Origin of the sequence: Flavobacterium sp. LM4 (genome assembly GCF_002017935.1) — a bacterium.
GTDB classification, from domain to species: domain Bacteria; phylum Bacteroidota; class Bacteroidia; order Flavobacteriales; family Flavobacteriaceae; genus Flavobacterium; species Flavobacterium chungangense.
Genome location: NZ_MUFW01000003.1, coordinates 453,133 through 476,196, shown reverse-complemented (window position 1 = coordinate 476,196; position 23,064 = coordinate 453,133). Strand labels below are relative to the sequence as shown.

Genomic DNA, 23,064 nt, shown 5'->3' with positions numbered 1-23,064 from the left:
TAAGAATCCGTTTGGTTAAAATTATACCAGACGGATTTTTTTATTCTTATTTTTGCATACCAAAAATACATTCTTATCGTTTTGAATCCATATTACACTATATGAAGCTATTCTGTTTTTTAACTTTGTTTTTTACGCTGACTCTACATGCGCAATTTCAAATAAACGGAATTGTAAACGACTCTAAAAACAAACCTCTTCCGTTTGCTACTATCACTACTTCAGACAATAACAATACGATTACGGATGTTGATGGAAAATTTATACTTTCTTCTAAAGTAAAAATTACTTCTTTTACTGTTTCGTATATTGGTTATCAAACGAAAGCAATCACCGTTTCAGACAATAAAAAGTTTTATCCAATCTCGCTTAAGCAAAGAACAGACAATCTCAAAGAAGTTATTATTTCGAATGAGAATCCTGCATTAGCAATTTTAAGAAAGGTTATTAGCAATAAAAACAATAATAACCCGCAAAAAAAATTAAATAGTTTTGAGTATAAAACATATAGCAAACTGATTGTAACAGCAAATCCTGACTCAATCAAAGGCAGAATTGACTCTTCTGCGGCTTATAAAGATTTAAAGAAAAAAAGAATTAATGTTGACTCTTCTGACTATAAATTTAAAGAACTTATAAGCAAACAGCATTTGTTTCAAACAGAAAAACTATCACAATATCAATTCGGAAACAAAAAACTCAAAGAAACCATTCTGGGTACAAAGATGGCAGGTTTTAAGCAGCCTGTTTACGAAATTATTGCTTTCAATTTACAGTCAATTTCTATTTATGATCCTAAATATGAACTCTTTGAAACCAAATACAATAATCCTATTTCTAATGATGCTTTAAAAGATTACAATTATAAATTATTAGATACTGTTGCTATTCAGGGCCGAAACACCTTTATGGTCTATTTTAAGAACAAGAAAAAAAGAAGAGCATCCGGCTTAGAAGGTGTTTTATATATTGATCAGGAAAATTATGCCATTGCCAAAGCAGTCATGCGTATAAAAGGGGTTCTCGACATTAGCGGAGTCCATGAATTTGAATATGTGCCCGAAGAAAAAATCTGGTTCCCGGGCAATACTACTTTTAAAATTGTAAAAGGGAAAAATGACGATGATATTAAAATTTTAGGCGGCACTATCCAGTTTGACGGAGATATAGAAGAAGGTTTTGAAATTAGAGAAAAAAGTGCTTCCGATTTTACTTATTTACTTTCTGAAAGCAATAATTTCGACATCCACTACAATACAACTACCCCAATAAATAACCCATCGCTTTATATCGAAATTGAAGATGATGCCAGCAAAAAAACAGAAGATTTCTGGAACCAATACCGAAAAGAAAGTCTTGATTTGAAAGGTCAGAAAACCTATTTATTACTAGACAGCCTGTCTGTTCGTAACAGAATCGAAAAACGCTTAGGAATAGGCAGGAAAATCATTAATGGTTTTTATCCAATAGGACCGGCAGATCTTGATTTGAAAAAAATCATCAGCTATAATAACTATGAAGGTTTCAGACTTGGACTTGGAGGCATTACAAACGAACGTTTTTCTAAATATTTCAGGATTGAAGGCTATGGTGCCTATGGTACAAAAGATGGAAACTTTAAATACAATTTGGGCTTTGGAGTTTTATTGGACAAAAACACTAATACCTGGCTAAACGGATCTTATACTGATGATGTCAGGGAAATTGCGAGCACTCTTTTTGCCGTCGACAAACGTGTTTTTAAAATTTATGATCCACGCCCTATTAACATTAGTACTTTCTACCATTATATTAGCTGGAAAACTAATCTTCAAACTAAAATTATTCCAAAAACAGAAGCTGTTTTAGAAATATCAAGAAATCAAATCGAACCTAAATTTGATTATCTTTTTAATTTAAACGGAAAATTATATTCAAGCTATGTGATGACCACAACAATGCTTTCGATAGTTTGGGCACCGTTTAGTGATTTTATGCAGACACCAACAGGCAGAAACGAAACTGAAAAGCGATTTCCAAGATTTACGTTTCAATATACACAGTCTTTGCCAAATGTTTTAGATAATGATTTCACATTCAGCAAAATAGATTTTAAAACTGAATATGAAAAAAAATATCTGAACGGTCAGAAAACCAGCTTTTTATTGCAGGGAGGCTTTGCTACAGGCGATGTACCTATAACCCATTTGTACAACACTATGCCAAACAATCTTAATAAAGAAACGATTATTCAGCGTATTACTTTTTCCGGAAGAAACAGTTTTGAAACCATGTATTTTAATGAGTTTTTCTCTAATCAGTATGCCTTTTTTCAAGTCAAACACGGTTTCAACCGAATTAAAATAATGAAAAAAGTCCGTCCCTCATTGGTGTTAGTAACCCGAATGGCCTGGGGACACATGCAAAATCCTGAGCAGCATATTGGCCCAGCTTATAAAACCCTGGAAAAAGGATTCTTTGAATCCGGGATTGAGTTAAACAAAATTTACAAAGGTTTTGGTTTAGGCGGTTTTTACCGATACGGACCAAATCAATTACCAAAATTCGAGGATAACATTGCCGTTAAAATTTCTTATGTTATCGATTTGGGATTGTAAATTAAATTCCAATCTTTTTAAATCCCAAATTCCACCCAAAAGAAGTTCCACTTGATAAAACAATAAAGCGTGGTAAAACATTTTCATAAAATGAAATCCCAAACCCCAATCATAAAATTGGAATTTGGGATTTTTATATTGGAATTAAAAAAACTTATGGTTTCAAAATTAAAACTGATGGCGTATTATTCAGCCAGATACTTTGAGATTCAATCAGTTTTTTCCAGCTGTCTAAACTTATAATCATTAAATTTTGAGTTTCTAAAAACTCTTTTTTTATGGTTCTGTCGTGCATAATCATAATGTGGTTTGGTGCAATCTGTTCAATCGAACGAATACTTTCCTGCATGTCCCGGGTACTTTTTACTTCGCCACTAGCATCGAGAACTGTAATTTGCGAACCGTTATTATTAATTAATTTCTTTGCATAATCAATCAAAAAAGAATCTTCTTTACTAAAAACAGGCATAAAAATGCGGTCTACTTCTTCCAGATCTTTGTCAATAAAAATTCCAACCGGCATTTTAGTTTTGGCAATAATATGGCGTGTTCTTTCATCAAAGGGAGAGTTTTCAAACAGACCTTCTTTTCCGGTAAACTTATCGATCAAACGATCCGGATTTACAATTCTCGATGTAAACCCTAATATTTTACCAAGCAGAGTTCCTTCAAAAATAGATTGCCCTAACCCTACCAACAACAAATCATATTCTCCCTGATTTGCAGTGTCTATAATTTCGGTATCAATATCATTTGTTACTTTAAAAACGCTTACCATATTCTGGTTCAAACGCTCAGATTCTTCGATAACCGGAAACAGCATTTTGCGTTCATGATCCTTGACATCAAAAGAGTGAATTTCGGTACTCAAAGACAAATGCATCGCTGTTACAATCGAATTATCGGATTGTTTTTTGACTAAACTATTGGCTATCTGCAAAAGTTTTTTGCCTCTTTCCGGGGTTGCAAACGAAAGGAGAATTTTGTACTTGCTTTTGTTTCCAATTTCCTGAGGTACTATTGTTGGTTTATCCTTAAAAATATAACCAATAAAATCTAAGGCCGGACCAGTCATAAAAGTAGTAACCAAAGCCATAATAACCATCATCGTAAAAATCTCCGTTGATAAAACTCCCAGGTCATAACCAATATTTAAAACGACCAATTCCATTAGACCGCGCGTGTTCATCAACGCTCCTATTGCCAAACTGTCTTTCCAGTTTTGTCCTACGAATTTTGCTGCAAAAGCACTTCCAAAGAATTTTCCTGCTACCGCAACTGCAATAATTACCGCTGTCACTTTCCATAAATAAGGATCATTAAGCAAACCAATCTGAGTACGCAAGCCTGTAAACACAAAGAATAAGGGTAATAAAACGATAATAGAAACGTCTTCGACTTTCTCAATAAAAATATTTCTGAATTTATTGTTTTCCGGCATGATGGCTCCGGCTAAAAATGCCCCAAACAAAGCATGAATTCCAATTAATTCAGAAGCATATGAAGAAAACAAAAGTGTTATGAAGAAAATAGCAACTACGGGTTTGTTCAGACTTTCGCGGGTCGAATTTAAATCGCCTACTCGTTTCAGGAATGGTCTCACTACCTTAAGCATGACAATCACATACAAAATAGCCAGTCCTATAACATATAAAGCACTTGTAAAGGAACCCGCTTTTACAATTGCAATTACAACTGCCAGAATACACCAGGCCGTAATATCATCGGCAGCGGCACAGGTTATGGCAATGGTTCCGAGTTTTGTTTTTTGCATGCCCCGTTCCTGAACAATTCTGGCCAGAACGGGAAAGGCCGTGATACTCATCGCAATACCCATAAACAAACCAAAAGAAGCAAATTCTACGCCTTCAGGCGCAAAAGTACCGTAAATGAAATAAGCTAAACTTAGTCCTAAAGCAAACGGAATCACAATACTTGCATGACTGATTACCACAGACTCATGTGCTTTATTTTTTAGCACTTTCAAATCCAGCTCCATTCCGATTACGAACATGAAAAGTATTAAACCAATCTGACTTAGAAATTGTAAGTTCCCTAAAGACTCTTTTGGAAATAAAGCTGCGGAGAATTCCGGAAAATACATTCCGACCAAAGAGGGTCCTAAAACAATTCCGGCAATCATTTCTCCTATTACTGATGGCTGCCCAATTTTTCTGAAAATCCAGCCAAATAACCGTGCTGCTAAAATAATAGTTACAATTTGAGCCAGTAAAATTGCCAGAGGATGCTGCAGGTTCTCAATCATTGAATTTAAAAAGTCATTCCAATGATTGCTTTCGATTTTTTTATGAATGATTCCACGGCCTGCTTCAAGTGAAGCACCTTTTGAAATTACCCAATATATCAGAGCAGTAAAACCACCAATAACAGTAACGTAGAATAAAGAATTTTTAATATTATTCATAACCCGTATTTTAAATTATGGGGCAAATATCAGTACTGCAAAGGTTGTGAAAAAGTAAATTTACAGCTAATTTTCAATTTATGTAACAAGTCCGAAAAACTTTGTAATAAGTTAGATTTTGACCTTTTTCAAAAAGTCAGAACGATACGTTTCACTCAGAATTAATGTACTGTTTTTGTCATTCTTTTCTAAATGATGCAACACAATCTCGTTATGATTAAAAAATTTTATTGCTTTTACCGCTACAATTTCTTTTTTATTAATTCGACAAAAATCAGTTTCCGGCAATTCTTTTAAAAGTGTATCAAATTTTACGTTTTTTAAATTCAAAAAACTTCCATCTGTCAAAATAACTGTTTTGTCACGACTGTCGCTGATAGCTGTTTTAATGTACTGAATCTGATTAAAATACAACAAAGTTTTTCCCTTGTCGGTATTCAGCTGAATGAATTTTTTAGCTGTTTCGGGTTTATTGAATCGCTCAAAAGCTTTTGAGATCGCTTTTTGCAAACGTTCCAGTTTTACCGGTTTTGTAATATAATCTACGGCATCAATATTAAAAGCTTCGGCCGCATAATCTTTGTATGCTGTGCAAAAAATCACTAATTTATTCTGAATCATTTCTGCCAGATGCAAACCGTCAATTCCGGGCATTTCGATATCTGAGATTAATAAATCAAATTCGAGATCCGAAATTTCGGCCGATAGTTTTTCAGGATTATTAAACGTTTTTACGATCTCTACTTCGGGAATTTGTTCACAAAGCATTTTCAGGTACGTTAATCCTGGTAACTCATCGTCCAGTAGCAAGCATTTCAGTTTTGTATTCAAGTAAATCTATTTTTAGATGAGCAATATAAATATCGTTTTCTACAAACCTTTCGAGTTTGAAGTTGTTTTTGTAGATGATTCTTAAACGGTGTTCCAAAGTTGTATTTCCTAAACCGCCTCGTTCTTTTTTCAGTACTTTTTTATCCGATATTTTATTCGAAACCGTCATAAAAAAAGCATTGTCTCTAAACTCAAAAACAACCGAAATAAAAGCATCGGCACTCTGCAGATCAGCATGTTTAAAAGCATTTTCGATTAAATCTATTGAAATTAACGGTGCTAATAAAGGCTGATCGTATAATTTATCTTCTTTGTTGATATTCGTTTTGATCTTTAGCTCAAAAAGCGGGCTGATTTTAATTTTGTTGATTTCGATTAGATTCAATGCAAAATCAATCTCTTCTTTCGCCGTGACAAATTTCTTTTTGCTTTCGTATAAAATATAATCCAGAACATTCGCCAGTTTATCCAAAGCAAAATAAGTCTGATATGCATGCGACTGAATAGAATTTAAAATATTCTTAAACAAATGCGGATTCAGTTTGGATTCTAAATTTTCTAACTGCAGATCGTTCACTTTTCTTTCAAGAGCATAAAAACTTTCTTCGGCATTTTCCTTTGCTTTTTTAGACTGCATTAATTGATACACCATAAAACCAATAATGATGATCAGCAATAAAATGATTGCTAAAAAAATAAAAGTTATCGTGTTGTTTTCCTGCATCGTATTTATTGGTTATTTAATTAATCTGAAATATTTTAATGACTGGAAACAAACTTTAATCCAATAATTGAAGCGATTAATGTTGAAAGAAAAAATATTCTCCAGAAAGTTGCCGGTTCTTTAAAAATCAAAATTCCAACTAAAACGGTTCCAACAGCACCAATTCCTGTCCAGACAGCATAAGCAGTACCTATTGGCAAAACCTGTGTGGCTTTATAAAGCAAAAGCATACTTATTGAAAGGCAAACAAAAAAACCAACCATCCAATAGGTTGAGATAATCCCTGTCGTTTCTTTGGCTTTGCCTAAACAAGAGGCAAAACCCACTTCAAAAAGTCCGGCAATGATTAATAAAATCCAATTCATTTTTATTCTTTTTAAAATTGAATACAAAGATGAGAAAAGCTATTATACAAATGACAGAAAACAATGAATATCGTAAAAAAACATACTGTTAATTAATGTTAACAAATCGCAAAAACAAAGCTCTTTATTAATCATTTATAGCACTTTTCATTACATTTGCATCCATTTTACAAATTTTATGAAAAACACTATACAAGTTGGATTCTGGGAAAAATTAGCCCGAATCATACTTAAAAATAGAATTATTATATTGGTTTTTGTTATTGCAGTTACAATTTTCCTCGCTTTTCAATGGAGAAACCTATCGATGACTTATACCGAAGCCAATTTGCTTCCAAAAGATCACATTGCAAACAAAGAGTATCAAAAATTTCTGGATAAATTTGGTGAAGAAGGAAACCTGATTGTAATTGGGTTTCAGGATAAAGAATTCTTTACACCAAAAAATTACGCGGCCTGGAACGAATTGATGACAGGTTTAAAAAAATCTAAAGAAGTGGATTTGGTGGTTTCTCTAAATGATTTAAAAAAGTTAGAGAAAGACACGGTGAATGAAAAATTCGTTCTTAGTCCCTTTATTGATCAAAGTAAAACAGTTGATCCGGAATATTTAAAAACGGTTCAGCACGATTTGTTTAATAATTTACCTTTTTACGAAGGATTGCTTTTTAACAAACAAAGCGGAAGCGTCCGTTCGGCCATTTACATGAATAAAGCGCTGGTTAATACCGCCGAAAGAAAGACTTTTATTTTGGAAAACCTGGTTCCAAAAATCGATAAATTCGAAAAAACTACCGGAATCGATTTGCGTGTTTCCGGAATGCCATACATAAGAACGATCAATGCTGATAACATGAAAGGCGAAATCGGGCTTTTTATTGGTGCGGCGTTGCTAACCGTTTCGCTGATTTTCTTTTTCTTTTTCCGTTCGTTTAGAGCAACGCTTATTTCAATCTGTATTTTGATTGTGGGTGTAATCTGGTCGTTTGGAACGCTTGGATTATTTCATTATAAAATTACAGTTTTAACGGCAATCATTCCACCCTTAATTATTGTAATTGGAATCACGAATTGCATTTTCCTGATCAATAAATACCAGCAGGAAATTAAACTGCATAACAATCAGGCAAAGGCTTTACAGCGTATTATTTCTAAAATTGGGGTTTCGACCTTAATGACGAATCTAACTACTGCAATTGGTTTTGCCACGTTTATGATTACGGGAAATGATTTACTTTTTGAGTTTGGTCTGGTGACTTCGATTAACGTTATTTCTGTCTATTTATTGACGCTTTTAATTGTGCCGATTGTGTACAGTTTCATGCCTGTTCCGGGAGAAAAACATTTATATCATTTAACGAAAACCTACATTTCGACTTTATTGGATTTTGTAGAAAATGTGGTCAGAAACAAACGAAAAGTAATTTATACGATTTACGGCTTGCTTTTGGTCTTCAGTGTTATTGGAGTTGCTCAAATGAAGGTTTCTGGGAGTTTAATTGGTGAAATGCCAAAAAGCGCTTCTTTTTTTAAAGATATTTTATTCTACGAAAAAGAGTTCAACGGTGTCATGCCGCTTGAAATCATGATTGACACCAAAAAGAAAAAAGGTGTTATGAAGGCTTCAACTATTCGTAAAATGGATGAACTGCAAAATACAATTGCAGAAATGCCTGAATTGGCAAAACCTGTTTCGATTGTGAATTTGGTTAAATATTCAAAGCAGGCTTTCTATAACGGAAATCCTGAATATTATCAATTACCAACTTCGCAGGAACAGACCTTTATTTTGGGTTATGCTAAAAATGCGACTAAAAACAGCAAAGACAATTTAATGAAAGCCTATGTTGATTCGACAGGACAATATGCCAGAATCACGACTTTCATGAAAGATATTGGTACGGATGAAATGGCGAAAGTCGAGAAAAAATTACATTCAAAAATTGATGAGATTTTCCCAAAAGACCGTTACGAAGTTACTGTTACCGGAAAAGCCTTGGTTTTCCAAAAAGGAACATCGTATCTGGTTGACAACTTAATTGAATCGCTGATTTTTGCCATTTTAGTGATTGCTATTTTGATGTTGTATTTGTTCCGATCGTTCAAAATGGTTTTTGCATCGGTAATTACGAATGTTTTACCGCTTTGCATTACATCCGGATTGATGGGTTATTTTGGAATTCCACTTAAGCCTTCAACGATTTTAGTATTCAGTATTGCATTTGGAATTTCGGTTGATAATGCGATTCAGTTTATGGCGAAATACAAACATGATCTGATACAAAGCAACGGGAAAGTAAAAAAATCTGTTTTCAGTGCCTTGAGAGAAACCGGAATTAGTACTTTTTATACTTCTGTAGTTTTAATTTTAGGATTTGCTACTTTCACGCTTTCCAGTTTTAGCGGTACAATAGCGCTTGGTGCATTGATTTCCTGCACACTGGCGTTTGCGATGTTTGCCAATTTATTGGTTTTACCGGCTTTGGTTTTGACTTTTGAAAAGAAGAAAGCTAAGAAAGAGGATTTGGAAGGATTTGAAGGAAACACTAATTTCACGAATTAGCACGGATTATAAGTTAATGTCATTTACATGATAAAAAAAACAATATTATCATTCTGCATTTTATTTTCTATCCTTTCGTATGGGCAAGAAAACATATTGAGCGACGAACAATTAAACTTAAGTGGAGCCAGCAAAGTAGAATTTGCAGATGGAGATGATGAAATTCGAAAATTAGCTAAATCTGATATAGAAAATCACACACCCTTTTTACTTTTAAGAGGAGGAATGAATCAACTTATTTCGCCATCAGACCAAGAATTTGAAAGAAAATTTAAGATATACTTTTTCAATTATGGCTGCATAGCTCCAAGTGAAGCCGTTGAAAGTATTTATAATCAAGTAGTCTTCGAATTTCTATATTTAAAATATGGAAAAAAATGGATGAAAGAAATAAGAAAAGATATTTCCGGATTTAAGAAATTTAAGAAGGCCATACAAAAATGAAAAATAATTGATTCTTTTGAAAACGAGTCCCTAGCCCCCGATAGAAGCGACATCCTTTTCAGGCAATCGGGAATATCTTGTTTATCGTAAATGATCTGCCTAAAAGATATAGCGGATAGCGGGAAACAGCTTCTAATTTTAATAATTATCGTTTATATTTGCAGTTATTACGCAACAAATAATTTAATTTCAACATTATATATACAAATGAGACACACAAAAGTTAAAGACTTATTAAACAGTACGACGACGCTTCAGGAGGTTAATGCAAAAGGATGGGTGAGAACTTTTAGAAATAATCAGTTCATCGCACTAAATGACGGTTCTACCATTAATAATATACAATGTGTTGTTGATTTTGAAAATACACCGGAAGAAACTTTAAAAAGAATCACAACCGGAGCTGCGGTTTCTGTAACGGGAACTTTGGTTGAAAGCAAAGGAGCAGGTCAGAAATATGAAATTCAGGTTAAAACACTTGAAATTCTTGGAGATTCTGATGCGGAGAAATTCCCGATGCAGCCTAAAAAACACTCTTTAGAATTTTTACGTGAAAATGCTCACTTGCGCGTACGTACAAATGCTTTTGGTGCGATTATGCGTGTGCGTTCTGTATTGTCATTTGCAGTTCACAAATATTTTCAGGATAAAGGTTTTGTTTATGTAAACACACCAATCATTACCGGAGCTGACGCTGAAGGTGCCGGAGAAATGTTTCAGGTAACTTCATTGCCTTTGGATAATCTTCCAAAAAATGAAGAAGGAAACATTGATTTCAAAAAAGATTTCTTCGGAAAACATACTAACTTAACGGTTTCGGGACAATTAGAAGGAGAAACTTTTGCAATGGCTTTGGGTCAGATTTATACTTTTGGACCCACTTTTAGAGCAGAAAATTCAAATACTTCCCGTCACTTGGCAGAGTTTTGGATGATCGAGCCGGAAGTTGCTTTCAACGATTTGGATGACAACATGGATTTGGCTGAAGATTTTATTCAGTACGTAATTAAATATGCTTTAGATAATTGTCAGGATGATTTGAAATTTTTGGAAGGAAGACTTTTAGAAGAAGAAAAATCAAAACCTCAGGCTGAAAGAAGCGAAATGGCTTTGTTAGAGAAACTGAACTTTGTTTTAGAAAACAATTTCAAACGTGTTTCTTATACGGAAGCAATTGATATTTTAAGAGATTCAACTCCAAATAAAAAGAAGAAATTCCAATATTTAATCAACGAATGGGGCGCTGATTTACAGTCAGAACACGAGCGTTATTTAGTAGAAAAACACTTTAAATGTCCGGTAATTTTATTTGATTACCCGGCAAACATTAAAGCGTTTTATATGCGTTTGAACGACAACACCGAACCAGGAAGAGAAACGGTTCGTGCAATGGACATCCTTTTCCCTGGAATTGGAGAAATCGTCGGAGGTTCTGAAAGAGAAGAGCGTTACGATGTTTTGGTTGAAAAAATGAAAGCCTTAGAAATCGACGAAGAAGAATTATACTGGTACTTAGACACCAGAAGATTTGGTTCCGCAACACACGCAGGTTTCGGTTTAGGATTTGAACGTCTGGTATTGTTTGTAACTGGAATGACAAACATTAGAGACGTAATTCCTTTCCCTAGAACTCCTGGAAGCGCGGAATTTTAAGAAATAAATTTAATCGGTTAATCGTTCATTCGGTTAACCGATTTTCACGAATTGACAAATTGACAATTAAACAAATAAACGATTAAACATAATAATGCTAAAGCAATTTTTAAATTTAAAATTATCCCAAAAATTATCTCCACAGCAAATTCAGCTGATGAAGTTAATTCAATTGCCTACGCAAGCTTTTGAACAACGTTTATTGGAAGAAATGAACGAAAATCCGGCTTTAGAGGCAGGACAGGAAGATGAATATGAAGCCGATGAATTTGCCAATGAAGACTACGACGATTATGATGATGCGGAATCTGACAGAATCGAAGCGGAAGACATTAACATTGACGAATACTTAAGTGACGACGATACGCCTGATTACAAGACTCAGGTTAATAATTATGGAGACGAAGAAGAACGTGAAACACCTTTTGCTTCGCCAATAAGTTTTCATCAGGATTTGATCAATCAGCTGAATACTTTTATTTTGAATGATGAAGAGCGCGAAATCGCTGAATTCCTCGTTGGAAGTATTGACGATATGGGTTACATTCGCAGAAGCATTCCGGATATTGTAGACGATATGGCTTTTACTCAGGGAATTTACACTGATGAAACAATGGTCGAAAAAATGCTGCATGTTATTCACGAATTAGAACCTTCGGGGTTGGAGCACGTGATTTACAAGAATGTTTATTGCTTCAGTTAAAACATAAAACACCAACAGAATATGTTGATTTGGCGATTGATATTATAGAGAATCAGTTTGATGCTTTTACGAAGAAACATTACGACAAATTATTACAGAAATACAGCGTTTCTAACGAACAGCTTAAAAAAGCAATTCACGAAATCGAAAGACTGAATCCTAAACCGGGCGGTTCATTTACAGGGAATAATAAAGTTACAGAAAATGTAGTTCCGGATTTTGCGATCAGAATTGTTGATGGCGAACTGGAACTAACTTTAAACGGACGAAATGCTCCTTCCCTGCACGTTTCTAAGGATTATCAGGAAATGATGCAGACGTATAAAGATTCTCGTGATAAATCGACGGCACAGAAAGATGCGGTTCAGTTTATCAAACAAAAACTGGATTCGGCTAAATGGTTTATCGATGCGATCAGACAGCGTCAGGAAACACTCTTTGTGACCATGAATGCGATTATGCATTATCAGGAAGAATTTTTTCTGGACGGCGACGAAACCAAACTAAAACCCATGATCTTAAAAGACATTGCCGATATGGTTGGTTTGGATATTTCAACGATTTCGCGTGTAGCCAACAGCAAATATGTCGAAACACCATACGGGACAAAACTAATTAAGGAATTTTTCTCTGAGGCAATGAAAAATGATCAGGGAGAAGATGTTTCCACTTTAGAAATCAAAAAAATTCTTAAAAATACCATTGAAGAAGAAGATAAAAAGAAACCGCTTCCGGACGATCAACTGGCTGAAATCTTAAAAGAAAAAGGGTATCCAATTGCAAGAAGAACTATTGCAAAATACCGGGAACAGCTTGATATTCCGGTTGCCCGAATGAGAAAGAAGATTTAATTTTTTATAAAATAGAAAACCCGACAGAATTTAAATTTGTGTCGGGTTTTTATTTAGATTAAAAGCTTATTTATACTGATCCGGAAATATCTTCACATCAAACAAAAATGCTTTATTTTTATCACTGTAACTGTACGCCAAAGTATAATCATTATCCCTGAAAACCTGAAATCCCGTATTTGCTTTAGCTGTACTGATCAGACTTTTTTCAATTTCCTTTTTTATTATATCTACTTCAGCCGTTTCTTTTACAACATTCAACAAAGTCAAATTGTACTTAACAATCCTTTCTTCATGTAAACTTACGCTATCTAAACGAATTCCTTCCTGAATAGTCAACGGGCAATTTTTATTGTACTTTTCTACCAATTGGGTTGCTTGAATATTTATCTCTTCAGTATTTTCAGCAATAAAAAAATAAAAATAACCCGCTATGCCCATTGCAATTACAAGGATTGCTAAAAATAAAATATTCTGTTTTCTCATGTTAGTAGTGTTAAGGCATAAAACATTAGGGATTCATTATTTCTCCTGACTTTTTTTCATTGCATTAAAGTATGCTGCACGGCTCAAGGGTTCGTATTCTTCTGTTTCACCCAACATTACCAATTTATCATTATCGGTTTTACGGAAGCTGTAATTGGCAAGGTTTCCGGTTCTGGTACAAACTGCGTGAACTTTGGTTACATACTCTGCAGTTGCCATAAGTCCGGGCATTGGACCGAAAGGGTTTCCTTTAAAATCCATATCCAGACCGGCAACAATCACACGAATTCCCTGATTCGCAAGATCGTTACAAACTGTAATAATTTCATCATCAAAAAACTGAGCCTCATCAATACCGATAACATCGCAGCCCTGAGCTAATATTGCAATATTAGCAGCAGCCGGAACTGGAGTTGAGCGAATTTCATTGGAATCATGAGATACTACCATTTCATCATGATAGCGGGTATCAATAGCAGGTTTGAAGATTTCTACTTTTTGTTTGGCAAATTGAGCACGTTTTAATCTGCGGATTAACTCCTCGGTCTTACCCGAAAACATTGATCCACAAATAACTTCAATCCAACCAAATTGTTCTTTGTGATTTACTGTATTTTCGAGAAACATTTTGTATTTTTCTACCTTTAAAAATGAATAGTTTTTATTACTTTGTACTGGTAATAAATCGATGTGAAAATTGTTGTTTTACACTTTTTCAAAAATAGAGAATTTTTATCAAACTGAAGATTCGCTCACGTTTATTAACAGAAAATAAATATCAGGCGAATTTCTTTCGCGAATTAAAAAGACATTCAAAATATACTAAAATACCCTATTCACTATAATTTCAACAGTTATGAAAAAAAAATTGGAAGCCGATTTAATCAGCATTGCACATCGAATTTTAAAACTTAAAAACAAATCCGATATCAATCAATTATATCTTGAAACACAGAAATTATACGAAAAATTAGCGGTTTTAAAATTTGTCGAAGAGAATTTCGACGATTTAAAACCAACTATCGGTTATAGTGAAATAGAATCTCAAGTTGAAACTGTTTTTGAAAAAGAAGAAAATCTTCCGGCTGAAATAAAGGCTGAAGAAACACTTCCGACTGCCGTTGAAGAAACTGTAATTGAAGCCGAAACTATTCCTGAAGCTGAAATCATTGAAAAAACACCGGCAGAAATAGTTGCTGAAGTTCCGGAAGTAATGACTAAAAAACAAGAAATCATAATTGATGTACCTGTAGAAGTAGTCGAGGAAATTGCTGAAAAAATTGAAGAACCGATTTTTGAAACCAAAAAGGAAACAGAACCTGCAGAAGAACTTTCGTTTAAAACTGTAAACGATTTAAAACCAATTCCGGATTTTAAACCTGCTTTTGAATTAGAAAAAGAAGAAATAATAGCAGAAGAACCAAAAGCAGCAACTCCTGCAAAATCAGATGCTGTTTCGATTTCGTTTGAAGATATTCTGGGTGTTAATTATGCCGATGCACAATTTGTCAAGGTAGATGATTTTAAAAATGTCGCTCCTGCACCTACAGCATCAATAAATGAATTTCAAGAGAAGCAAGCACCTGTTCAGGCTACAATTGCAGAACCAGTAAAACCTAAAACTGTTCCGTTAAACGAAAAACTGGCTAAAGGTTTTCATATTGATCTAAATGATCGCATCGCCTTTACCAAAAATCTTTTCGGAAATAATACCGAAGATTACAGCCGTGTTTTGAATCAGTTATTGACATTCGACAGTTTTAGTGAAGCAAAAGAATTTATCGAAACCATGGTAAAACCTGATTACAGCGACTGGCAGGGAAAAGAAGATTATGAAGAACGTTTTCTTGGAATTATTGAGAAGAAATTTTCATAACCCTTTTCGTTTCACATTTTACATTTCACAAATAAACTATGTCTAAATTATATATCGTTCCAACACCAATTGGCAATCTTGAAGACATGACTTTCAGAGCCATTCGCATTTTGAAAGAAGTCGATCTGATTTTGGCCGAAGACACCAGAACGAGCGGTAAACTCCTGAAGCATTTTGAAATTGGCACGCACATGCACAGCCATCATATGCACAACGAACACAAAACAACCGAAAATCTAATCGCCCGTCTGAAAGCTGGTGAAACCATCGCCTTAATTTCAGATGCCGGAACTCCGGCCATTTCAGATCCCGGATTTTTACTGACCCGCGCCTGCGTTGAAAATAAAATTGAAGTAGAATGTCTTCCTGGAGCAACAGCTTTTGTTCCCGCTTTAGTAAACAGCGGACTCCCAAATGACAAATTTGTTTTTGAAGGTTTTCTTCCTGATAAAAAAGGACGTCAGACTCGTTTTTTGGCTTTAGCCGAAGAAACCAGAACGATGATTTTGTACGTTTCGCCACATAAGCTGGTTAAAACTTTAAGCGAATTTATTCAGTATTTTGGAGAAGACAGACAAGTTTGCGTCTCGCGTGAATTATCAAAATTGCATGAAGAAAATGTACGAGGAACTGCTAAAGAAGTTTTAGCGCATTTTGAAAAAACAGCTCCAAGAGGAGAAATTGTTGTGGTGGTTGCCGGAAAAACAATAATCAAAGAACCTAAGAAAAGTAAATTTTCTAAGGATGATGAAGAATAAAAAATTATTTCAACCATAGATTTAACAGATTAGAAATCCTTGAAATCATTTAATCAGTTGCAAACAAACTAAAGCAGTAAACAAATCCCAATCATGAGCATTCAAGCCTTTTTAGAAAAAGTAAAACAAACACCCACACAAATCACATTTCCGGAAACTATTGCAGTAATTGAAGAAAACTACAACTTTACTCCAACCGCTTTTCAAAATGGAACACAACATAACGCTGCAGGCGAAAATTCAGGTTCCTGCAAATTGTTTTCTTTTGCAAAATTGCAGAATTTAAGCAAAGAAGAAACTTTAGCATGCTTCGGCGCTTTTTATTTTGAAGAAGTTTTAGGTGATCCAAACGGAACAAACCATCAAAATATTAGAAATTTTATCAATTTAGGATGGGATGGAATCCAGTTTGAAGGAGATGCTTTGACTTTGAAATCTTAACTATTTTGGCCACAGATAAAACGAATTTTCACTACTACTGAGAAAATAAGTTACTTCTTAACCTTTATGGTTAAATAATTTCCAAATCAACAAATGAAAAACTATTTCCGCTAAATAATCCTTTATCAGATAACTTTAAATCGGGAATAACCAGTAAAGCCATAAACGAAAGCGTCATAAAAGGCGCTTTCAGATTGCTTCCTAATTCTTTTGCCATTGCATCAATTTCCTGGTATAATTTTCCTGTTTCCCAACCATTTTTGTCACTCATAATTCCGGCAACTGGCAACGGCAGCATTTTGCTTTCAGAACCATTTACGGCACAAACTCCACCGGTATTTTTAATAATCAGATTAACAGCATTACAAATTTCTTCGTCAGAAGTTCCCAATACAACAATATTATGACAATCGTGTGCTACAGAACTGGCGATAGCGCCTTTTTTCAGACCAAAATTCTTAATGAAGGCAATAGCAGGCTTGGTATCCTGATAACGATTCACAACAGCCATTTTCAGAATATCATTTTCGGTATCTGAAACGATTTTTCCATCAACGATTAAGGATTGATGGTGAATTTCATTGGTAATTAATTGTCCTTCCAAAGCTTCAATTACTCTGATTTTTGAACCCGAACCTGAAACTTTAAAATCGCTTATTTCTTTAGAAGTGATATTGAAATTATTGGGCGTTTCAAATGGAATATGTTTTATAAAAGACTCACCATCTTGGGCAACTAATTCGCCATTGATGTAAGTTTGTTTCACTTTAAAATCAACCAAATCTTCAACTACGATAAAGTCGGCAGGATCGTTTACTTTTAATAAACCTACATTCATTTTATAATGATTCACAGGATTCACACAAGCTGCCTGTAAGACTTTAAAAATGTCAATTCCTTTCGCAACTGCACGTGCGCAAAGCGAATTAATATGGTTTATGATTAAATCATCAGGATGTTTATCGTCTGAACAAAACATCATGTTTTCGAAATGTTTTGGAAGTAAATCGATGAGTGCTTCGAAATTTTTGGCAGCACTTCCTTCCCGAATAATAACCTTCATTCCCAGAGATAATTTTTCTTCGGCTTCTTCAAAAGTAAAGCATTCGTGGTCGGTAGAAATCCCGGCTGAAATATATTTTTGAACCGCTTCACCTCTTAATCCCGGCGCATGACCATCAACGGGTTTGTTGAAATGTTTCGCCCATTGAATTTTCTTTAAAACTTCTTCTTCATTTAATAAAACACCCGGATAATTCATCATTTCTGCCAAATAATAAATGTCGGGAGAAGCCAATAATTCCTTAATCCCATCTGAATCTATGATAGCGCCAGCACTTTCGAAAGAAGTAGCAGGAACACAAGACGGTGCACCAAAATGAAATTTCAACGGTACTTTTTTGCTGTTTTCAATCATATAATAAACGCCTGCCGTTCCTAAAACATTTGCGATTTCGTGTGGGTCAGAAATGGTGGCAACTGTTCCGTGAAGTACGGCTATTTTTGCAAACTCGGAAGGAACGAGCATCGAACTTTCGATATGAATATGGGCGTCAATAAATCCAGGCATAATGTAATTTTTCACATTGTGGTTTTTCTCCATTATCGAAATGATTTTTTTGTTTTCGACAGTGATTTCCCCAGCATAAATACGTCGGTTCCGGATATCAATAATTTGCCCCTGAATTTGCATTTTGTTTGTTTTAAAAATGATATAATCAAAAGTAATAACAAATTTTCGTTTTTTCTTTTCTCAAATGACCTTAATATAGCTTATTAAGACAGATAACCATATAAGATCACTTAAGGTGTTTATATTTGATTAAAATTTGCATTGAAGAAGATTAAAATGATTCGCTATTTTAAACTAAATTTGTTCTCTCACATAAAACCCTAATTCTTAATTTTCAATTCATAATTATTTATGCGCTGGACCATCAAATCAAAACCTTCAGAAGCAAAGGTAAAACATCTTGCAGCCGCTTTAAATGTAGAAGATTTTGTAGCAACACTTTTGATTCAGCGTGGAATTGAAACTTTTGAAGACGCTAAAAATTTCTTTCGTCCTTCATTAGAACATCTCCACGATCCGTTTCTGATGAAAGATATGGACAAAGCGGTTGCCCGAATAGAATCAGCAATTGAAAATCAGGAAAATATTTTGGTATTTGGTGATTATGATGTAGATGGTACAACGGCCGTTTCTTTGGTTTCTTCTTATCTAAAATCGCATTATCCAAATATTGCCACTTACATTCCTGATCGTTATGATGAAGGGTACGGAATTTCGTTTAAAGGAATTGACTTTGCAGAAGACAACGGATTTTCACTGATTATCGCTTTAGACTGTGGAATAAAATCAATCGATCATATCGCCTACGCGAAAGAAAAAAACATCGATTTTATTGTTTGTGACCACCACAGACCGGGAGAAATTCTCCCGAATGCTGTTGCAGTCTTAGATCCAAAAAGAGAAGACTGTTCCTACCCTTACGATGAATTGTGCGGCTGCGGCGTTGGTTTTAAATTGATTCAGGCTTTAGGACAGAATCGAAATGAAACCATTGAAGATCTGGTTTCGTATCTGGATTTGGTTGCTACCGCAATTGCTGCAGATATTGTCCCTATTACGGGAGAAAACAGAGTTTTGGCTTATTTCGGATTGCAGGTGATCAATAGCGATCCGAGACCGGGAATTAAAGCTTTGGTGCATCAGATAAAAAAGAAAACTTTAGACATTACCGATGTTGTTTTTATCATTTCTCCCAGAATAAATGCCGCAGGAAGAATTAAGCACGGCAATCATGCGGTTGAATTGCTAACCGAATTCAATTTTGAGCAGGCACAGCAATTTGCTTCTGAAATCGAACAATACAATTCGGATCGAAAAGATTTAGACAAAAAAATCACGAAAGAAGCGTTTCAGCAAATTATAGAAAATCAGGAAGAAGAACGATTTTCAACTGTTGTTTTTCAGGAAGACTGGCACAAAGGCGTAATCGGAATTGTAGCTTCAAGGTTAATTGAAACGTATTATCGTCCGACTTTAGTTTTTACCAAAAGTGGCGATAAATATGCAGCCTCTGCCCGATCTGTAAAAGGTTTTGATGTTTACAATGCCTTAGATGCCTGTGCGGAACATCTGGAGCAATTTGGAGGCCACATGTACGCAGCAGGAATGACTTTGAAAGCAGAAAATTATGTGGCTTTCAAAACCGCTTTTGAGAAATGTGTTGAAGAAACTATTCATCCCGAAATGCGTACTCCGGAAATCGAAATTGATGCCGAAATTGATTTCTCAGATATAACGCCAAAACTCATTCGGATTTTAAAACAATTTGAACCTTTTGGTCCACAAAATATGACACCGGTTTTTATGTCTTCCAACGTAAAAGATACGGGCTACGCTAAAACTTTAGGTGCAGATGATGAACATTTGAGACTTTTTGTAAAACAAAATAATTCAGACGGAATTGCGGCGATAGGTTTTGGACTTGGGAAAAAAATTGAAATCACAAAAAATCAAAATACTTTTCAGTTAGCCTATTCACTGGCTGAAAATGAGTGGAATGACACTGTTTCAACTCAGCTTATGCTTAAAGATATTAGAAAAAATGAAGAATAAAGAAAAGAAAAACGACCCTTATCAGGCGTTGCGTTATAGAGAATTTAATGTTTTTTTATTATTGCGTTTCGCCATGGTTTTTGCCTGGTCAATGCAGTTTATTGTTATTGAATGGGAAGTTTATAGTTTAACTAAGAATCCGCTTTCTTTGGGAATGATTGGTTTAATGGAAGTAATTCCGGCTGTTTCGATGGCATTATTTGCCGGACACATGGTCGACCAGCGTGAGAAAAAAGGATTATTGGTAAAATGTATCCTCGGATTCTCTGTGATTAGCTTCGGGCTCTTTTTACTAACCTGGCCAAAAGTTGTAGACGGATTCTCATCAGATACAATTTTATATTCTATTTATGCCCTGGTTTTTTTAGGAGGACTGGTTCGTGCTTTTCTTGGACCAACAATTTTCTCTCTCTTGTCATTAATCGTACCTAAAAAAGCATATCCAAATGCTGCTACCTGGAGCAGTTCTGTCTGGCAGATAGGAGCAGTTTTAGGACCGGCTGTAGCGGGTTTTTCAATTAATTTCATTGGAGTTCACTGGTCTATGTGTACAGTTGTTGGATTTTCTGTTTTCTCTTTAATTGCTTTATCACAAATAGAGAAAAAACCGATTTTAAATCCAAAAATTGGTGAACCAGTAATGGAGAGCCTGAAAGAAGGAATCAAATTTGTGTTTAACAATAAAACCATCCTTGGTGTACTTTCATTAGATATGGTTGCGGTTCTGTTTGGTGGTGCAGTTGCTTTATTACCTGTTTTTGCTCAGGATATTTTAAAAGTAGGACCAGAAGGATTTGGAGTATTAAGGGCAGCTCCGGCTATTGGTGCTTTTATTACCATGTTAATTTCTGCCTATGTTCCTTTGTATAAGAAAGCCGGAATGAAACTTTTAATCGCCATTTTTGTTTTCGGATTGTGTATAATTTTATTCGGAATCTCTACTATTTTCTGGCTTTCAGTCGCAGCCTTATTTTTGAGCGGAGTTGCTGATGGAATTTCAGTAGTAATTCGCCAGACTATTCTGCAGCTTAAAACTCCCGATCACATGCGTGGGCGTGTAGCGGCCGTAAACTCAATGTTTGTTGGTTCATCAAATGAGTTAGGTGCCTTTGAAAGCGGTTTGACAGCTAAATTAATGACACCCGTGATTTCTGTAATTTTTGGAGGAAGTATGACATTATTAACCGTTTTAGGCTTCGGAGCGGCTTCACCAACCTTTAGAAATTTAGATCTTCAAAAAGATATGGAAGATCATCAGAATATGGAATAATGAAATCATTACTAACAGCATTATTTTTAGCAATATCTCTTTTCGCAAAGGGACAAAATCTTTATATTAAGACATACGGAAATCAAACAAACAAAGCAGTAATTTTTATACATGGAGGTCCAGCAGGCAATGCAACTTTGTTTGAAGCAACAACAGCACAAAAACTGGCAGATACTGGTTTTTATGTAATTATTTATGACAGAAGAGGAGAAGGAAGATCTGCAGATCCAAATGCAAAGTTTACTTACGATGAAGCATTTCAGGATTTAAATTCAATTTATAAAAAATATCATTTAAAAAAGGCTATTTTATTAAGTCATAGTTTTGGTGGTTTGGTAGCGACGCTTTACACTAATAAATACCCACAGCATGTTAGTGCTTTGGTTCTTGCCGGTGGTTTATTTTCGCAGCAGGAAACGTATAACCATATTTTAAATACACTTCAAAAAAAATACAGTAATGATGCTGAACAACTGAAGAGAATAAGTTATGTTGAAAATTTAGACAAAAAGTCTGCAGCATATCGAAAAGGATGTTTTGAACTTGCAGGAGAAAACAATTTTTTCAAAATGCCAAAACCTACGGATTATTCTAAAAATTTATACACTGAATATGAAACAGGAGAATTTTTCAAAACAAACATCCGAAATAAAAATGCACCATTGCTTTTTTATCAAAACGAAAAACAAAACAATATTGACAGCCGGCCTTTTTTGAAAAAAATCAAAACTAACCGTATTCCTGTTTTTGGAATTTATGGAAAAGATGACGGCATTTTTTCATTGGTACAAATTACTTCGCTTAAAAATATAACCGGTAGCAATCATTTTGCTTTTATTGAAAATTGTTCTCACTATTTGTTTGTAGATCAACAAGATGAATTTATAAATCAAATAAAAAAATGGTTCCATTAGCTTTAATATTTTGCGAATGATATTAAAATTTTTATAACGAATGAATCTCTGGACTAATTTTTACTTATGGAATCAAAAAAAATAACAATTTTTAAGATTCTTTATTTAGAATTAATATAAATAATATTTATATTTGTTTGAATAAAGGATTTATAGATGAAAGATATTGAACAGATATACCATAATAACTTTGGAGTTGCCTTTTACTGGAAAAAGGAAAACAAAACGATATTAGATAAAGTACAATTGGTTTTTAGAGAGACCGGATTTTATCTTTCTGTTGCCGAATTGAATCAGTTTTGTGATTTGATTGAGGACAGTCTTATTGAAAATACTTGCTGTGAATCCTGTCAGCTAAAAAACAGCTGCCATAAATTTTTACTCAAAACCCCTCTGCCACAAGTAGATTTAGCAGTTTCGATGAAAGAAATAAAATCAATAAAGGACTTGGTCGAAGGAACTTTATTTCGATTAGATCTGGATGAATATGTATATGGGGCAGGCTTAAATTAAGAAGTATCATTTTTTTTAACAGTTA

18 protein-coding genes and 1 pseudogene are annotated in these 23,064 nt (G+C 34.5%); 12 read left to right on the top strand and 7 right to left on the bottom strand.

The features are described 5' to 3' along the window. Nucleotides 1-101: 101 nt before the first annotated feature. The gene (locus tag BXU10_RS19465; protein ID WP_078229179.1) at nucleotides 102-2,597 is read left to right on the top strand and encodes a DUF5686 family protein; all 2,496 of its coding nucleotides are present in this window, start codon (nucleotides 102-104) and stop codon (nucleotides 2,595-2,597) included. Nucleotides 2,598-2,751: 154 nt separating this feature from the next. Here BXU10_RS19465 and BXU10_RS19460 read toward each other — a convergent pair whose 3' ends face one another. From BXU10_RS19460 to BXU10_RS19445, 4 genes are all read right to left on the bottom strand, one after another. After that, nucleotides 2,752-5,022: a cation:proton antiporter gene (locus BXU10_RS19460; RefSeq protein ID WP_078229178.1), complete on the bottom strand. Its 2,271-nt coding sequence runs from the start codon at nucleotides 5,020-5,022 to the stop codon at nucleotides 2,752-2,754. Between the two features lie 111 nt (nucleotides 5,023-5,133). Then, a complete protein-coding gene (locus tag BXU10_RS19455) occupies nucleotides 5,134-5,853 on the bottom strand; it encodes a LytTR family DNA-binding domain-containing protein (protein WP_078229177.1) in 720 nt (239 codons plus the stop codon). Beyond that, nucleotides 5,816-6,577 carry a sensor histidine kinase gene (locus BXU10_RS19450; RefSeq protein ID WP_078229176.1) on the bottom strand — a complete coding sequence of 254 codons (762 nt, stop codon included), beginning with the start codon at nucleotides 6,575-6,577 and terminating at the stop codon, nucleotides 5,816-5,818. The genes BXU10_RS19455 and BXU10_RS19450 overlap by 38 nt, the downstream gene beginning before the upstream one ends. Nucleotides 6,578-6,612: 35 nt before the next feature. Next, the gene (locus BXU10_RS19445; protein ID WP_078229175.1) at nucleotides 6,613-6,942 is read right to left on the bottom strand and encodes a multidrug efflux SMR transporter; all 330 of its coding nucleotides are present in this window, start codon (nucleotides 6,940-6,942) and stop codon (nucleotides 6,613-6,615) included. A 178-nt stretch (nucleotides 6,943-7,120) separates the two neighbouring features. Between BXU10_RS19445 and BXU10_RS19440 the strand changes: the two genes are divergently transcribed. From BXU10_RS19440 to rpoN, 4 genes and pseudogenes are all read left to right on the top strand, one after another. Further along, complete coding sequence (locus BXU10_RS19440) at nucleotides 7,121-9,505, top strand: RND family transporter (RefSeq protein WP_078229174.1); 2,385 nt, start codon at nucleotides 7,121-7,123, stop codon at nucleotides 9,503-9,505. Between the two features lie 27 nt (nucleotides 9,506-9,532). Then, entirely contained in the window at nucleotides 9,533-9,949 is a 417-nt protein-coding gene (locus BXU10_RS19435; protein WP_078229173.1) for a hypothetical protein, read from the top strand. A 207-nt stretch (nucleotides 9,950-10,156) separates the two neighbouring features. Next, nucleotides 10,157-11,602, top strand: coding sequence for an asparagine--tRNA ligase (gene asnS / locus BXU10_RS19430; protein WP_078229266.1), 1,446 nt, complete (start codon nucleotides 10,157-10,159; stop codon nucleotides 11,600-11,602). A 94-nt stretch (nucleotides 11,603-11,696) separates the two neighbouring features. Beyond that, a pseudogene (gene rpoN / locus BXU10_RS19425) lies at nucleotides 11,697-13,156 on the top strand (RNA polymerase factor sigma-54). A gap of 66 nt (nucleotides 13,157-13,222) precedes the next feature. Here rpoN and BXU10_RS19420 read toward each other — a convergent pair. Further along, nucleotides 13,223-13,642 carry a hypothetical protein gene (locus tag BXU10_RS19420; RefSeq protein ID WP_078229172.1) on the bottom strand — a complete coding sequence of 140 codons (420 nt, stop codon included), beginning with the start codon at nucleotides 13,640-13,642 and terminating at the stop codon, nucleotides 13,223-13,225. Nucleotides 13,643-13,678: 36 nt separating this feature from the next. After that, nucleotides 13,679-14,269: a thymidine kinase gene (locus tag BXU10_RS19415; RefSeq protein ID WP_031455200.1), complete on the bottom strand. Its 591-nt coding sequence runs from the start codon at nucleotides 14,267-14,269 to the stop codon at nucleotides 13,679-13,681. A gap of 229 nt (nucleotides 14,270-14,498) precedes the next feature. On the opposite strand from BXU10_RS19415, the gene BXU10_RS19410 reads away from it, so the two are divergent. The 3 genes from BXU10_RS19410 to BXU10_RS19400 all read left to right on the top strand — a co-directional run bounded on the left by BXU10_RS19410 (nucleotide 14,499) and on the right by BXU10_RS19400 (nucleotide 16,717). Beyond that, the gene (locus BXU10_RS19410) at nucleotides 14,499-15,518 is read left to right on the top strand and encodes a hypothetical protein (protein ID WP_078229171.1); all 1,020 of its coding nucleotides are present in this window, start codon (nucleotides 14,499-14,501) and stop codon (nucleotides 15,516-15,518) included. Between the two features lie 38 nt (nucleotides 15,519-15,556). Then, complete coding sequence (gene rsmI / locus BXU10_RS19405; RefSeq protein ID WP_078229170.1) at nucleotides 15,557-16,276, top strand: 16S rRNA (cytidine(1402)-2'-O)-methyltransferase; 720 nt, start codon at nucleotides 15,557-15,559, stop codon at nucleotides 16,274-16,276. A 93-nt stretch (nucleotides 16,277-16,369) separates the two neighbouring features. Continuing rightward, entirely contained in the window at nucleotides 16,370-16,717 is a 348-nt protein-coding gene (locus BXU10_RS19400) for a HopJ type III effector protein (protein WP_078229169.1), read from the top strand. Nucleotides 16,718-16,787: 70 nt separating this feature from the next. Here the strand turns inward: BXU10_RS19400 and ade are convergent, their stop codons facing one another. Beyond that, entirely contained in the window at nucleotides 16,788-18,410 is a 1,623-nt protein-coding gene (ade, locus tag BXU10_RS19395; RefSeq protein WP_078229168.1) for an adenine deaminase, read from the bottom strand. Between the two features lie 231 nt (nucleotides 18,411-18,641). Between ade and recJ the strand changes: the two genes are divergently transcribed. The 4 genes from recJ to BXU10_RS19375 all read left to right on the top strand — a co-directional run bounded on the left by recJ (nucleotide 18,642) and on the right by BXU10_RS19375 (nucleotide 23,039). After that, nucleotides 18,642-20,342, top strand: a complete 1,701-nt coding sequence (recJ, locus tag BXU10_RS19390) for a single-stranded-DNA-specific exonuclease RecJ (protein WP_078229167.1) — start codon at nucleotides 18,642-18,644, stop codon at nucleotides 20,340-20,342. After that, on the top strand, nucleotides 20,332-21,612 hold the full coding sequence (locus BXU10_RS19385) for an MFS transporter (protein ID WP_031455193.1): 1,281 nt from the start codon (nucleotides 20,332-20,334) through the stop codon (nucleotides 21,610-21,612). The genes recJ and BXU10_RS19385 overlap by 11 nt, the downstream gene beginning before the upstream one ends. After that, complete coding sequence (locus BXU10_RS19380) at nucleotides 21,612-22,526, top strand: alpha/beta fold hydrolase (RefSeq protein ID WP_078229166.1); 915 nt, start codon at nucleotides 21,612-21,614, stop codon at nucleotides 22,524-22,526. Before BXU10_RS19385 ends, BXU10_RS19380 begins: the two co-directional genes overlap by 1 nt. Nucleotides 22,527-22,682: 156 nt before the next feature. After that, on the top strand, nucleotides 22,683-23,039 hold the full coding sequence (locus BXU10_RS19375) for a hypothetical protein (RefSeq protein WP_078229165.1): 357 nt from the start codon (nucleotides 22,683-22,685) through the stop codon (nucleotides 23,037-23,039). Nucleotides 23,040-23,064: the final 25 nt, after the last annotated feature.

What these genes read in the sequence shown, in the direction of transcription:
- BXU10_RS19385 (WP_031455193.1), top strand. Translation starts at nt 20,332, where the DNA reads ATGAAGAATAAAGAAAAGAAAAACGACCCTTATCAGGCGTTGCGTTAT.
- BXU10_RS19380 (WP_078229166.1), top strand. Translation starts at nt 21,612, where the DNA reads ATGAAATCATTACTAACAGCATTATTTTTAGCAATATCTCTTTTCGCA.
- asnS (WP_078229266.1), top strand. Translation starts at nt 10,157, where the DNA reads ATGAGACACACAAAAGTTAAAGACTTATTAAACAGTACGACGACGCTT.
- BXU10_RS19445 (WP_078229175.1), bottom strand. Translation starts at nt 6,942, where the DNA reads ATGAATTGGATTTTATTAATCATTGCCGGACTTTTTGAAGTGGGTTTT.
- BXU10_RS19440 (WP_078229174.1), top strand. Translation starts at nt 7,121, where the DNA reads ATGAAAAACACTATACAAGTTGGATTCTGGGAAAAATTAGCCCGAATC.
- BXU10_RS19450 (WP_078229176.1), bottom strand. Translation starts at nt 6,577, where the DNA reads ATGCAGGAAAACAACACGATAACTTTTATTTTTTTAGCAATCATTTTA.
- BXU10_RS19465 (WP_078229179.1), top strand. Translation starts at nt 102, where the DNA reads ATGAAGCTATTCTGTTTTTTAACTTTGTTTTTTACGCTGACTCTACAT.
- BXU10_RS19375 (WP_078229165.1), top strand. Translation starts at nt 22,683, where the DNA reads ATGAAAGATATTGAACAGATATACCATAATAACTTTGGAGTTGCCTTT.
- BXU10_RS19435 (WP_078229173.1), top strand. Translation starts at nt 9,533, where the DNA reads ATGATAAAAAAAACAATATTATCATTCTGCATTTTATTTTCTATCCTT.
- BXU10_RS19420 (WP_078229172.1), bottom strand. Translation starts at nt 13,642, where the DNA reads ATGAGAAAACAGAATATTTTATTTTTAGCAATCCTTGTAATTGCAATG.
- recJ (WP_078229167.1), top strand. Translation starts at nt 18,642, where the DNA reads ATGCGCTGGACCATCAAATCAAAACCTTCAGAAGCAAAGGTAAAACAT.
- BXU10_RS19415 (WP_031455200.1), bottom strand. Translation starts at nt 14,269, where the DNA reads ATGTTTCTCGAAAATACAGTAAATCACAAAGAACAATTTGGTTGGATT.
- rsmI (WP_078229170.1), top strand. Translation starts at nt 15,557, where the DNA reads ATGTCTAAATTATATATCGTTCCAACACCAATTGGCAATCTTGAAGAC.
- BXU10_RS19410 (WP_078229171.1), top strand. Translation starts at nt 14,499, where the DNA reads ATGAAAAAAAAATTGGAAGCCGATTTAATCAGCATTGCACATCGAATT.
- BXU10_RS19400 (WP_078229169.1), top strand. Translation starts at nt 16,370, where the DNA reads ATGAGCATTCAAGCCTTTTTAGAAAAAGTAAAACAAACACCCACACAA.
- BXU10_RS19460 (WP_078229178.1), bottom strand. Translation starts at nt 5,022, where the DNA reads ATGAATAATATTAAAAATTCTTTATTCTACGTTACTGTTATTGGTGGT.
- ade (WP_078229168.1), bottom strand. Translation starts at nt 18,410, where the DNA reads ATGCAAATTCAGGGGCAAATTATTGATATCCGGAACCGACGTATTTAT.